Origin of the sequence: Mycobacterium sp., assembly GCF_052145595.1 — a bacterium.
In the GTDB taxonomy this organism is placed as follows: domain Bacteria; phylum Actinomycetota; class Actinomycetes; order Mycobacteriales; family Mycobacteriaceae; genus Mycobacterium.
This window is the reverse complement of sequence record NZ_JBKQOI010000190.1, coordinates 1-13,107: the sequence shown is the minus strand read 5'-3', so window position 1 is coordinate 13,107 and position 13,107 is coordinate 1. Positions and strand designations below refer to the sequence as shown.

The window sequence follows — 13,107 nt, the reverse complement described above, 5'->3', positions numbered from 1 at the left end:
AGTGCTGAAACACGAAACCGATGCCGCGGCGCTGCGGCGGCACCCGGGTCACATCGCGGCCGTTGATCGTGACCGTTCCGCTGTCGGGCTGATCCAGACCGGCGATGGTGCGCAACAGGGTCGACTTTCCCGAACCGCTAGGGCCCAGCAGTGCCGTGAGCGAACCGGTGGGTACGACGAAGTCCACATGATCCAAGGCGACGAAATCGCCATACTGCTTGTAGGCGTCCCGCACGATGATCGCGAGGTCATCCTGCGGAGTTTCGTTGTCGGTCATGTACAAGTCTCCTTGTCAGGCCTGTTTGGTCGCTCGCGCCCGGCGGATATCCAGAACCACCTGGAAGATCAGCACCACCACTGCGACGCCCATCAGCAGCGTCGACAGCGCGTAGGCGCCGTACTCGGCCCCGCGGTTGTACCGGTCTGAGACAAGCAATGTCAGTGTTTGCGACTCTCCCGGCAGGTTGGACGACACCATGATCACCGCGCCGTATTCACCGAGGGTACGCGCGACGGTCAGCACGATGCCGTAGGTCAATCCCCACCGGATGGACGGCAGGGTGATCCGCCAAAACGTCTGCCACCAACCCGAACCCAGCGTCGCCGCCGCCTGTTCCTGGTCCGTGCCCAGCTCGTGCAGCACGGGTTCCACTTCGCGCACGACGAACGGCAAGGTGACGAAGATGCTGGCGAGGACGATCCCGGGCAGGCCGAAGATGATCTTGAAACCAAGGTCTTTCTCGACAAAGCCCAGCGCGCCGGCCGATCCCCACAGCACGATCAACGCCACACCCACGATGACGGGTGAAACCGCGAACGGCAGGTCGATGATCGCTTGCAGCACGCCCTTTCCGCGAAAACGGTTGCGCGCGAGCACCAATGCGGTCGGAATACCGAAGATCACGTTGAGTGGCACCACGATGGCCACCACCAGCAGCGTCAAATTCAGCGCCGATATGGCCGCCGGCGTGCTCACCCAGTCGAAGAACTGACCGAACCCGGGCCGGAATGTCCGCCACAGGATCAGGGACACCGGAACGACGAGCAACACAAAGAGGTATGCGAGCGCCGCAAATCGAAGCAGGTAGCGAACCCGGGGAGACGACGTCACGGGGCCAACTCCTCACGTTTGGCCGCGCGCGCGCCCACGACGCGCAGCAGGAGGAGCACAACGAACGAAATTGACAGCAGCACAATCGATATCGCAGCGGCACCGGTGCGGTCGTCGTTTTCAATCAACGTCCGTATCCACTGCGATGACACCTCCGTCTTGCCCGGCACAGCACCACCGATAAGCACCACCGAACCGAACTCGCCGATCGCACGCGAGAATGCCAGCCCAGCCCCGGACAACAACGCCGGTGTCAGCGACGGCAGCACGACCGAAGTGAAGACCTTCGGTCCGGTCGCGCCCAGTGACGCCGCGGCTTCCTCGGTCTCACGATCGATTTCCAGCAGCACCGGCTGAACCGCGCGCACCACGAACGGCAGCGTGACGAAGGCCAGCGCCACCGCCACACCCCACGGGGTGTGCTGCAGATGCAGACCCACCGGGCTGTTGTTGCCATACAGGGCCAGCATCACCAGGCTGGCGACGATGGTGGGCAGCGCGAACGGCAGGTCGATGATCGCGTCGACGAGCCGTTTGCCGACGAAGTCGTCGCGCACCAGCACCCAGGCGATCAGCAGACCGAAGACCAGGTTGAGGACCGTCACCGCAAACGAAATTGTCAGCGTCACACGGAACGACTCCACCGCGGCATTCGACGTGACCGCCAGCCAGAACGCCCGCCAGCCACCGCCGACGGCCTGCCAGGCGATGGCGGCCAGCGGCAGCAGCACGATGACGGAGAGCCACACCATCGCCACACCCAGCCGCAGCGAGGTGGTGCCCGATCCGCGGACATGCCGCGCGCCCGGTGGCGCCTGCGCCTCCGGGTCGGCGGTTCTGTCCACAACGGATCCCGTCATCCGGTGGCCTGCGTATAGATCTTGGTGATGCTCCCGGTGTTCTTGTCGAACAGCTGCGGATCCACTGTGCCCCAGCCACCGAGGTCGGCGATCGTCCACAACTTCGCCGGTACCGGATACTGGTCCCGGAAATCGGCGGTGACCGACGGATCCACCGGCCGGAAGCCGGCCTGCGCCCAAAGCTTTTGTGCCGCCGCGGTGTATTGGAAGTTCTTGAAGGCGGTCGCGGCATCCAGGTGCGCGCTCGCGCTGACCACGGCCAGCGGATTTTCGATCTTGAACGTCTGCTGCGGGAGGACGTGTTGGACGGGTTTGCCCGCCCGCTCCGTGGCGATCGCCTCATTTTCGTAACTGATCAGCACGTCACCGCTGCCCTGGACAAAAACGTCGGTGGCTTCCCGTGCCGACCCGGGGCGCAATTTGACGTGTTCGCTTACCAACTTCCTGACGAAATCGACGCCCGCTTGGCTGTCCTGGCCTCCAGCGCTCTTTGCTGCGTACGGCGCAAGCAGATTCCACTTCGCCGAGCCGGAACTCAGAGGACTGGGCGTGATGACTTGCACCCCGGGCCGCAATAAGTCGTCCCAATCCTTGATGTTCTTGGGGTTTCCCGCGCGCACCACCAGCGTCACCACCGACCCGAACGGGATGCCCTTGGTGGCGTCCGTGTTCCATTCTTTGGAAACCTTGCCGGCCTTGACCAACCGGGTGACGTCCGGCTCAACCGAGAAGTTCACGATATCGGCGGGCTTACCGTCGACAACGCCGCGTGACTGGTCGCCCGAGGCGCCGTACGATGTGATCACCTGCACGCCCTTGCCCTCTTCGGAGGCATTGAACGCGGGAATCACCTTGCTCCAACCGGGTTCCGGAGCGGAGTAGGCGACCAGGGTGATGCTCGTGTGCGCGTTGGCCGGCCCGCCACCGCCGACGACGTCGCTGGCACCACCTTGACACGCAGCGACGACGGCGACGACTAGGGCCAGCGCCCCGACATGCCGGACAAGCGGCCAGCGCAGTGCGCTGCCGATGTCGTAGAGCATGGGTGGCCTTTCGGTGCGGGACTTATGGTCTTCGGTCCCGTTGCTGCGGAAAGGCGCCAATTCGAGGAGGGTTCACGACTCCAAACCAGACCGCGCACGGGTATGGGAGTCAGTGACAACAGTGCACGACGAAACAGCATTCCAAAAGACCGGATGCCGCTTGCATGTCGCGAAGCCTAACAGGAATTCGCTGGGCCGCCACCCAACGGTGTCCAGGAACGGGTAAGCAACGCATGCGCCGCGGCGTGCCTCAGCGCGTCAGCAGCCACGTGACGATTACCAGCACCACGAGCGTGACCAGAACCAAAGTCACGTGTGACCGAGGCATACGCGTTACCCGGGCGCCCCATCGGCGTGGCGGATGCGGCGCATCAACTCGATGCCCTTGCCGAGCAGGCCGTCCAACAATGCGGCCACGATGTAGGCCACCACCAGCACGACGGGCATCACCACCATGGCCTGCAGCACAAATGGAAGCCCTGAAAGCCACAGCTCGTTGCCGTCCCACCAATTCAGGAACCCGTCCACTCGGCTCACACTATTCGCCGCGGCACCTTAAAACCAATGTGTCAAGATCGCCCAATGCCTCCCGCGCCTCCCCCACCCTCGGAAACCGAAGCAACGACCTGTCTCATCGCCGGCGGCGGACCGGCGGGCATGATTCTTGGCCTGCTGCTGGCCCGCGCCGGCGTGAGGGTCGCGGTGATGGAAAAGCACGCCGACTTCCTGCGTGACTTCCGAGGAGACACGGTGCACGCAAGCACCCTTCGGCTGCTTGACGAACTCGGATTGGGGCCGCGGTTCGCACAGCTTCCGCATCGCCTCATCGACACCGTCCACATGGAGATACAGAACGCACCGGTGAATCTCGACCTGACCCGCCTTCCCGGTGCGCATCAGCACATCGCCCTGGTGCCGCAATGGGACTTCCTCGAAATGGTGGCTACCGCCGCCGAGGCGGAGCCCAGCTTCCGATTGTTGCGCAGCACCGAGGTGGTCGGGGTGATCCGCGACGATGGCCGCGTCGCGGGCGTCACTTACCGCGACGAGATGGGTGAAACCAAGGAGATGCGCGCCGAGTTGACGGTGGCCTGCGATGGCCGCTCGTCGACGGTGCGCGGTGCCGTGGGCCTGAAACCGCACAGCTTCGGCGCCCCAATGGATGTCTGGTGGTTCCGATTGCCTCGCCGGCCCGAAGATCCGAGCGGATTGGCGGGCGTGCTCCGCGCCGGGCACGCAACGATCACGATCGACCGCGGCGATTACTACCAGATCGCCTACATCATTCCGAAGGGGACCGACGCCGCGATGCGGGCCCAAGGCATCGAGGCGCTGCATCGGGCGCTGGTCAGCATGGTGCCCTGGTTCGCCGACCGTCTCGACGCGCTGACGTCGTTCGACGATGTGAAACTGCTTGACGTGCAACTTAATCGGCTCCGCCGTTGGTACTCCGACGGAGTCCTTTTCATCGGCGACGCGGCGTACGCGATGTCGCCGGTCGGTGGTGTCGGCATCAACCTGGCGGTGGCCGACGCGGTAGCGACGGCGCGCATACTGGCCGGTCCGCTTCGCGCGGGACGGGTGTCCACCCGACAGCTGGCCCGGGTGCAGGTGCGCCGCTGGCTGCCGACGGCGATTCTGCAGGCGGCACAACGGATGATCCATGCCAACGTGATCGCGGCTGCGGTGGCCGGACGAGACGACAGCGCACCACGGGCTCTGTGGCTGGTGAACCGAACGCCGGCACTGCGACGCTTCATCGGCTACCTGGTGGCGATCGGCCCGCTACCGGAACACGTACCCAAATACGCCAGGCGAGCCGGGTAAATCCGACACCGGAGCCGACATCTCGGCAAAAAATGGACGCCGGGCAGGTAGACAGTCGATGATGTTGGGGTGGTCCTGCACGCCGAACCCGCCGACAAGTCCCCCGACGGTGCCGCCGAGGAGGCGTTCGAAACGGCCCCTCAAACGGCCCTGACCTCACCGATCGATTTCAGCGGGCCCGCACCCCTTGCGCCCAGCGGGTCGCTGCGGAACCCATTTCCGCCGATCGCCGATTACGCGTTTCTGTCGGACTGGGAGACGACGTGCCTGATCTCCCCGGCCGGGTCGGTGGAATGGCTTTGCGTTCCCCGGCCGGACTCCCCGAGTGTGTTCGGCGCGATCCTGGACCGCAGCGCCGGCCATTTCCGGCTGGGCCCCTACGGCGTCTCGGTGCCCTCGGCCCGTCGCTACCTTCCCGGCAGCCTGATCATGGAGACCACCTGGCAGACCCACACTGGGTGGCTGATCGTGCGCGACGCGCTGGTGATGGGACCATGGCACGACATCGAGCGCCGATCGCGGACGCATCGCCGCACCCCGATGGACTGGGACGCCGAGCACATCCTGCTACGCACGGTGCGCTGCGTCAGCGGCACCGTCGAGCTGATGATGAGCTGCGAGCCGGCGTTCGACTACCACCGCGTCGGGGCCACCTGGGAATACTCGGCCAACGCGTACAGCGAGTCCATCGCACGGGCCAGCAGGCAACCGGACGCCCACCCGACGCTGCGGCTGACCACCAACCTGCGAATCGGCCTGGAGGGCCGTGAAGCGCGGGCACGCACCCGGATGACCGAGGGTGACGACGTGTTCGTCGCGCTGAGCTGGACCAAGCACCCGGCGCCGCAGACCTACGAAGAGGCCGCCGCCAAGATGTGGAAAACCACCGAATGCTGGCGGCAGTGGATCAACATCGGCAACTTCCCCGACCACCCGTGGCGGGCATACCTGCAGCGCAGCGCGCTCACGCTGAAGGGCTTGACGTATTCCCCCACCGGTGCGCTGCTGGCCGCCAGCACCACGTCGCTTCCGGAAACGCCGCGGGGCGAACGCAACTGGGACTACCGCTACGCCTGGGTTCGCGACTCGACGTTCGCGTTGTGGGGACTCTACACGTTGGGATTGGACCGCGAAGCCGACGACTTCTTCGCGTTCATCGCCGACGTCTCCGGCGCCAACAACAACGAGCGCCACCCACTGCAGGTGATGTACGGCGTCGGCGGCGAGCGCAGCTTGGTCGAAGAAGAGCTGCACCATTTGTCGGGTTATGACCACGCCCGCCCGGTGCGGATCGGCAACGGCGCCTATAACCAGGACCAGCACGACATCTGGGGCTCGATCCTTGACTCGTTCTACCTGCACGCCAAATCACGCGAGCAGGTTCCGGAGACCCTATGGCCGGTTTTGAAAAAACAGGTCGAAGAGGCGATCAAGCACTGGCGTGAGCCGGATCGCGGAATCTGGGAGGTGCGCGGAGAGCCGCAGCACTTCACGTCGTCGAAGGTGATGTGCTGGGTGGCGCTCGACCGTGGGTCGAAGCTGGCCGAACGTCAGGGCGAGAAGAGCTACGCCCAGCAATGGCGCGCCATCGCCGAGGAGATCAAGGCCGACATCCTCGAACACGGGGTGGACACGCGGGGCGTGCTCACCCAGCGGTACGGCAGCGACGCGCTGGACGCCTCGCTGCTCTTGGTGGTGCTGACCCGGTTCCTGCCACCGGACGACCCGCGGGTGCGCAACACGGTGCTGGCCATCGCCGATGAGCTCACCCAGGACGGTTTGGTGCTGCGCTACCGCGTCGAGGAGACCGACGACGGGCTGTCCGGCGAGGAAGGCACGTTCACGATCTGCTCGTTCTGGCTGGTCTCCGCATTGGTCGAGATAGGCGAGGTGACGCGCGCCAAGCGACTGTGCGAGCGGCTGCTGTCCTACGCCAGCCCGCTGCACCTCTACGCCGAGGAGATCGAGCCGCGAACCGGCCGGCACCTGGGTAACTTCCCGCAGGCGTTCACCCATCTGGCGTTGATCAACGCGGTGGTGCACGTGATCCGCGCCGAGGAGGAAGCCGACAGCTCGGGGATGTTCCAGCCCGCCAACGCGCCCATGTAACACACCGGGTCAGGCGCCGGGCATCACCTCAGGGCGCCGACTTTGTCCATCATGAAATGCGCGATGTCGAGCGCGCTGTTGTTGATATCGCCCGGCCCTTGGAGCGACGCCTTTGGAGCCTTTGAAACACTGAAGACACCGAAAAAGTCGACCTCGACCTCAATGAGGCAACTGTCCTTCACGCCAACGGCCCGCCCCGCTGGAATGGATGCCGAACCGGAGCGGGGCGTCGCCCACCCCGTCGAAACAGTTGCCACGAGAACAGAAGTGTCCACCTGTACGTTCGTGACCACGGCCTTCAGCCTGAAGACGGGGCCCGGCAGGGGCTGCGTCGCGCCATTGCATTTTTGCCACTGATGAGAAAATCTCGCGAATAGCGCGTTGGCGTCGGCGGCCGTGGGCAGGCTGACCACAGCCTCCTTTACGCTGGTCACCTCCGCGGACCTGGCAGCGTGCCGCCATGTCTCAGCCGCGACGCCCTTGATGTTGCCGGACTGGTAGACGCTTTGCTGCAGCATCGCTGCAACGCCAAGGCAGGCGACCATCGGCGAGGTCAGTTCGTCGTTCAGCAACGACTCGGGCCCCCCGAACCGCGGCGGAAAACGAGGATCGATGTTCAAGGGCTCCTTGAGAATTCGCGACAGCGCGCCGTGGCCGAGCAGCACGTGTTTGATGCTTCGCCCGGTAAGGGATCGCGGCGGCGCCGGTTGTGCTGTGCCGCCGACAGTTACGGCACAGCCGGCAACCAGCATCACGGTCGCCAGCGAGGCCACCAAGCACCAGTGGCGTTTCATACGCTCATAGCTACTTCTTGCCCTTGCCTTTCGCGGCGTCCGGTGGCCAACGCCTTCTGATGCGCCTCGACTGCACCTCGACCCCCGTGGTCTTCATCCGCTTGTTGCCCTTAGCTTCTGCTTTATCGGCAGTTTAGGTTTGCGGTGTTGTGAGCGCCGCATCCGACACCGAAGACACAGCCCAAACCCAGCAACGTCTCAGGCTGGTAGACCACCGCGTCAGCTCGGCGCGCCGACCTCGTCCAACATGTTGTGCGCAATCTCTGCGGCGCTGGAGTTGATATCGCCCGACCCAAGGTGCGGCGGGTTTGACGCATTGAAATAGTCGACCTCCACCTCGACAAGGCAATTCCCGCGGACACCAATGGCCCGCTTCGCTGGAATGGATGCCGAATCCGGCCCCGGCAACGCGAACCCCGTCGAAACAGTCGCCGCGACAACCGAATCGGCAAGTCGAACGTCACTAGTCTTGGCCTTGAGTTTGAACACCTGGCCCGGCAGGGGAACCGTCGTGCCATCGCATTTTCGCCACTGCTGAGAGAATTTCGCGAACAGCGCCCGGGCTTCGGCGGCCGTGGGCAAGCTGACCACGCCCTCCGCTACGTCGGTCATCTCCACGGATTTTGCAGCGGGCCTCCATGTCTCGACCGCGACGTGCTTCACCTTGCCGGATTTGTAGACGACTCGCTGCAGCATCGCCGCGACGCCGAGGCAATCGACGAGCGAGGCCGACCGATCGTCCAGCAACTGCTCGGGGCCTCCGAACCGCGGTGGGAAACGCATATCAATCTTAAACGGCTGGTTGAGAATTCGAGACAGCGCGCCGTCGCCGAGGAGCACCTGCTCAATTGCTGGGCCAGCGAGCGATCGCTGTGCCGGGCTCGGCACCGACCGCGCTGTGCCGGCGACAGTTGTTGCGCAGCCGGCGACCGACATCACGACCAGCAGTGGGGCCACGATGCACCAACGCTTCCGAGGGCCAACGCGGCGACGAACGCTTTCTTGGGCACCGCCACCCGACCGGCGCTCCTGATTCACCTTTAGTCTCCTTCCGGTTCACCGGAAGTTTACTTTGCGAACCGCGCGACAGCTCATTAGGCGCGCCGAAAACACAGCCCATAGCCAGCGACTTCTCAGGCTGGTGGGTCAGCGCCGCGTCAGCTCAGATGGGCGGTTTCTCACTTCTTGGCCTTGTCACCCGTGGCTTCGGTGGATAAGGCGGCGACGAACGCTTCCTGGGGAACCTCGACCCGGCCGATCGTCTTCATCCGCTTCTTGCCCTCCTTCTGCTTCTCCAGAAGTTTGCGTTTGCGGGTGATGTCGCCGCCGTAGCACTTCGACAGCACGTCCTTGCGGATCGCGCGGATGTTCTCGCGCGCAATGATTTTCGATCCGATGGCCGCCTGAACCGGAACCTCGAACTGCTGGCGCGGGATGAGCTCCTTGAGTTTGGTGGTCATCTTGTTGCCGTACGCCGAAGCTCCGTCTTTGTGCACGATCGCGCTGAAAGCGTCCACAGCCTCGCCCTGCAGCAGGATGTCGACCTTGACCAGCTGGGCCTCCTGCTCGCCGGCCTCCTCGTAGTCGAGGCTGGCATAACCGCGGGTTCGCGACTTCAGCGAGTCGAAAAAGTCGAAGATGATCTCCCCGAGCGGCATGGTGTAGCGCAGTTCCACCCGCTCCGGCGACAGGTAGTCCATGCCGCCCAGCTCGCCGCGGCGCGACTGGCACAGTTCCATGATCGTGCCGATGAACTCGCTGGGCGCGATGACGGTGGTCTTGACCACCGGCTCATAAACCGTGCGCACCTTGCCTTCTGGCCAGTCCGACGGGTTGGTCACCACGATCTCGCTGTTGTCCTCTTTGATCACCCGGTACACGACGTTGGGCGACGTCGAGATCAGGTCGAGGTCGAACTCGCGCTCCAGGCGCTCCCGGGTGATCTCCATGTGTAGCAGGCCCAGGAAGCCGCACCGGAACCCGAAGCCCAGCGCGACGGACGTTTCGGGCTCGTAGGTCAGGGCAGCGTCGTTGAGTTGCAGCTTGTCCAGGGCGTCGCGCAAGTCCGGGTAGTCCGACCCGTCCACGGGATACAGCCCCGAGTAGACCATCGGCTTGGGTTCGCGGTAGCCGGTCAGTGCCTGCGTGGCGCCGTGCCGGGCCGTCGTCACGGTGTCGCCGACCTTGGACTGGCGGACGTCCTTGACCCCGGTGATCAGGTAGCCCACCTCCCCCACCCCCAGACCCTCACTGGGCTTCGGTTCGGGCGAGACGATGCCGACCTCGAGCAGTTCGTGGGTGGCGCCGGTGGACATCATCAAGATGCGCTCACGCGGGACGATCTTGCCGTCCATCACCCGGACGTAGGTCACTACGCCGCGGTAGATGTCGTAGACGGAGTCGAAGATCATCGCGCGGGTCGGCGCGTCGGCGTCGCCTTGCGGGGGCGGCACCTCACGCACAACGTGATCGAGCAGGTCGGCGACGCCCTCCCCCGTCTTGCCGGACACCCGCAGCACGTCGTTCGGGTCGCAGCCGATGATGTGGGCGAGCTCAGCGGCGTAGCGGTCCGGATCGGCGGCCGGCAGGTCGATCTTGTTGAGCACCGGGATGACGGTCAGGTCGCGTTCCAGTGCCAGGTAGAGGTTGGCCAGGGTCTGGGCCTCGATGCCCTGGGCGGCGTCGACCAGCAGCACCGCGCCCTCGCAGGCCTCCAGCGCGCGTGACACCTCATAGGTGAAGTCGACGTGACCCGGGGTGTCGATCAGGTGCAAAACGTAGTCCTGAGTGGCCCGACCTGCTGTGACACTCCAAGGCAGCCGGACATTCTGCGCCTTGATGGTGATCCCGCGCTCCCGCTCGATGTCCATCCGGTCCAGGTACTGGGCGCGCATCGAACGCTCGTCGACGACTCCGGTGAGCTGAAGCATCCGGTCGGCCAGCGTGGACTTGCCGTGATCGATGTGGGCGATGATGCAGAAATTCCGAATCTGCGCCGGTGCGGTGAAGGTCTTGTCGGCGAAGCTGCTGATGGGAATCTCCTGGGCTCCAGTTATTCAAGGCACGCTTGAGCGGCGGTTCGCCGGTATGTCCAGCGTATCTATGCAGGGCGGCCGGGCCACACTTGCACACGATCGCACCTCTCCGCCCGCGTCTATGCTGCGAATATGGCGTCTGCCCGGAGATCTCAGTGGAAGACGTTTCAGCGGTTCGCGGAAGACCTTGTTTTCAATAGGGCCCCGCGGCTCGCCCGGCATGTCCAAAACTCGCAGACCGTGCTGCGCGAACTCCAGCAAGCCGTCAAGATCACCGCGAACGTCATCGCCGCGGTCGCGCCGCAGCCACCTATCGCGATCGCCGCGGGGCGGCCGGTGACCAGCAGCAGCTTCCCCACCGCGCAGCGCGCCCGCAGGCTGGTGTATGCGCCCAACCTCGACGGCCGCGCCGATCCTGGCGAGATCGTCTGGACGTGGGTGGTCTACGAGGACGATCCCACTCGTGGCAAAGACCGACCGGTCCTGGTCGTGGGTCGTGATCGCAGCGTGTTGCTAGGACTGGTGCTATCCAGCCAGGAGCGTCACGCCACCGACCGCGACTGGGTCGGGATCGGTTCTGGCATTTGGGATTACGAAGGCAGAGAAAGCTGGGTCCGGCTGGACCGGGTGCTCGACGTGCCCGAGGAAAGTATTCGCCGCGAGGGGGCCATCCTGGACCGCGAAATCTTCGACACGATCGCCGCCCGGCTGCGTGCCGAATACTCCTGGAGCTAGCCCCGCGCTTCAGCCCTGCGTGATGTAGGAATGCAGCTGCTGCTGCTGCGCCTCGAGGTCTTCCATTCGGGTCTTCACCACGTCACCGATGCTGACGATGCCGACCAGCTCCTTCCCGTCCATCACCGGCACATGGCGCACCCGCTTTTTGGTCATCAGCGCGCTCACGGAGTCAACCGTGTCGGACTTCGTGCAGGTGGCAACCGTGGCGGTCATGATCTTGGACACCGGGCGCGACAGCACGCTGGCGCCATGCGTGTGCAGTTGGCGCACGACATCGCGTTCGGACACGATCCCGACGACCCCCTCGGCGCCGACCACCACCATGGCGCCGATGTTCTGCTCGGTGAGGCCGGCGACCAGTTCCCGGACCGTCGCCTCGGGGTTGATGGTCACCACCGCCGCACCCTTGTTCCGCAAGACATCCGCAATCCGCATCAAGGCCTCCAGCCGTTGTGATCTGCTTCACACCAGGCTACGGCTTAGTCGCGCGGCGGGAAAGCCAACGCGAAAACCGGTAACCAGGACTGTCCATACCCTCAGGTCCACGGCCCAACGCGCGACCGAATCAGTCAAATGCCATTGCCCGCCAGGGCGGCTTGCGAGGATGGGAACATGATCGAGATCACGTTGCTGGGAACCGGGAGCCCGATACCGGACCCCAACCGCGCCGGCCCGTCGACCCTGGTGCGGACCGGCGGGCAGGTGTTCCTGGTCGACTGCGGGCGTGGAGTGCTGCAGCGCGCCGCGGCGGTCGGAGTGGGCGCCGCCGGGTTGTCGGCGCTGCTGCTCACCCACCTGCACAGCGACCACATCGGCGATCTCGGTGACCTCCTCATCACGCGTTGGATCACCATCTTTGCGCCCGATCCCGCGCCGCTGCCGATCATCGGACCTCCCGGCACCGCCGAGACGGTGGAGGCGACGCTGAAGGCGTTTCGCCACGACATCGGTTACCGGATCGCTCATCACGCCGATCTGAATGCCCCGCCGGCGATCGAGGTGCACGAATACACCGAGGGCACGGTGTGGGACCGCGATGGCGTGTCGATTCGGGTGGCCCCCACCGATCATCGGCCGGTGGCGCCGACCATCGGGTTCCGCATCCAATCCGGGACCACGTCGGTGGTGCTGGCGGGCGACACGGTGCCCTGTGCCAGCCTGGACGAGCTGGCAACCGGCGCCGACGCATTGGTGCACACCGTGATCCGCAAGGACATCGTCGCCAACATCCCGCAACAGCGGCTCAAGGACATCTGCGATTACCACTCGTCGGTGCAGGAAGCGGCGGCGACCGCGGCCCGCGCCGGTGTGGACACCTTGGTGATGACGCACTATGTGCCGGCCCTGGTACCCGGCCAGGAGGAGCAGTGGCGCGCGCTGGCGGCCGGGGAATTCGGCGGGCGGGTCGAGCTCGGCGACGACCTGCACCGAGTCGAGGTCAGCGCGCGGTCGTGACCGTTAGTCCGAAGTTACGGCGGTGAGATGGTGTTTTTTAGTGTTGAGCTGGGGTTTGTTGGTTTCTTGGCGCTGGGTGTCTGACTACGCCGCGGTGAGGGGGATCGGGGCGCCGATGAGGGTGAAGGCGCGGCG

General features: G+C 65.0%; 12 protein-coding genes and 1 pseudogene. 4 read left to right on the top strand and 9 right to left on the bottom strand.

Going from position 1 to position 13,107, the window contains the following annotated elements:
* The 5 genes from ACLP4W_RS17255 to ACLP4W_RS17235 form a co-directional block, all read right to left on the bottom strand.
* The coding region (locus tag ACLP4W_RS17255; RefSeq protein ID WP_442382366.1) for an ATP-binding cassette domain-containing protein at positions 1-277 on the bottom strand (277 nt) is incomplete at its 3' end.
* 15 nt (positions 278-292) lie between these two features.
* Positions 293-1,111 (bottom strand): sulfate ABC transporter permease subunit CysW, encoded by an 819-nt coding sequence (gene cysW, locus ACLP4W_RS17250; protein WP_442382365.1) that lies wholly within the window; start codon positions 1,109-1,111, stop codon positions 293-295.
* Positions 1,108-1,971 (bottom strand): sulfate ABC transporter permease subunit CysT, encoded by an 864-nt coding sequence (cysT, locus tag ACLP4W_RS17245; RefSeq protein ID WP_442382364.1) that lies wholly within the window; start codon positions 1,969-1,971, stop codon positions 1,108-1,110. The genes cysW and cysT overlap by 4 nt, the downstream gene beginning before the upstream one ends.
* Positions 1,968-3,014 carry a sulfate ABC transporter substrate-binding protein gene (locus tag ACLP4W_RS17240; RefSeq protein ID WP_442382363.1) on the bottom strand — a complete coding sequence of 349 codons (1,047 nt, stop codon included), beginning with the start codon at positions 3,012-3,014 and terminating at the stop codon, positions 1,968-1,970. The genes cysT and ACLP4W_RS17240 overlap by 4 nt, the downstream gene beginning before the upstream one ends.
* Positions 3,015-3,347: 333 nt before the next feature.
* Positions 3,348-3,542 carry a hypothetical protein gene (locus ACLP4W_RS17235; RefSeq protein ID WP_442382373.1) on the bottom strand — a complete coding sequence of 65 codons (195 nt, stop codon included), beginning with the start codon at positions 3,540-3,542 and terminating at the stop codon, positions 3,348-3,350.
* Between the two features lie 54 nt (positions 3,543-3,596).
* On the opposite strand from ACLP4W_RS17235, the gene ACLP4W_RS17230 reads away from it, so the two are divergent.
* The gene (locus ACLP4W_RS17230) at positions 3,597-4,841 is read left to right on the top strand and encodes an FAD-dependent oxidoreductase (RefSeq protein WP_442382362.1); all 1,245 of its coding nucleotides are present in this window, start codon (positions 3,597-3,599) and stop codon (positions 4,839-4,841) included.
* Positions 4,842-4,991: 150 nt separating this feature from the next.
* On the top strand, positions 4,992-6,950 hold the full coding sequence (locus ACLP4W_RS17225; protein WP_442382372.1) for a glycoside hydrolase family 15 protein: 1,959 nt from the start codon (positions 4,992-4,994) through the stop codon (positions 6,948-6,950).
* 23 nt (positions 6,951-6,973) lie between these two features.
* Here ACLP4W_RS17225 and ACLP4W_RS17220 read toward each other — a convergent pair whose 3' ends face one another.
* The 3 genes and pseudogenes from ACLP4W_RS17220 to lepA all read right to left on the bottom strand — a co-directional run bounded on the left by ACLP4W_RS17220 (position 6,974) and on the right by lepA (position 10,879).
* On the bottom strand, positions 6,974-7,744 hold the full coding sequence (locus ACLP4W_RS17220) for a sensor domain-containing protein (RefSeq protein WP_442387938.1): 771 nt from the start codon (positions 7,742-7,744) through the stop codon (positions 6,974-6,976).
* Positions 7,745-7,963: 219 nt separating this feature from the next.
* Positions 7,964-8,680 carry a sensor domain-containing protein gene (locus ACLP4W_RS17215; protein ID WP_442387936.1) on the bottom strand — a complete coding sequence of 239 codons (717 nt, stop codon included), beginning with the start codon at positions 8,678-8,680 and terminating at the stop codon, positions 7,964-7,966.
* A 242-nt stretch (positions 8,681-8,922) separates the two neighbouring features.
* A pseudogene (gene lepA, locus ACLP4W_RS17210) lies at positions 8,923-10,879 on the bottom strand (translation elongation factor 4).
* 32 nt (positions 10,880-10,911) lie between these two features.
* On the opposite strand from lepA, the gene ACLP4W_RS17205 reads away from it, so the two are divergent.
* A complete protein-coding gene (locus ACLP4W_RS17205; protein WP_442382359.1) occupies positions 10,912-11,514 on the top strand; it encodes a type II toxin-antitoxin system PemK/MazF family toxin in 603 nt (200 codons plus the stop codon).
* Between the two features lie 9 nt (positions 11,515-11,523).
* Here ACLP4W_RS17205 and ACLP4W_RS17200 read toward each other — a convergent pair whose 3' ends face one another.
* Complete coding sequence (locus ACLP4W_RS17200) at positions 11,524-11,952, bottom strand: CBS domain-containing protein (RefSeq protein ID WP_442382358.1); 429 nt, start codon at positions 11,950-11,952, stop codon at positions 11,524-11,526.
* A gap of 177 nt (positions 11,953-12,129) precedes the next feature.
* On the opposite strand from ACLP4W_RS17200, the gene ACLP4W_RS17195 reads away from it, so the two are divergent.
* Positions 12,130-12,972, top strand: a complete 843-nt coding sequence (locus ACLP4W_RS17195; protein WP_442382357.1) for a ribonuclease Z — start codon at positions 12,130-12,132, stop codon at positions 12,970-12,972.
* Positions 12,973-13,107: the final 135 nt, after the last annotated feature.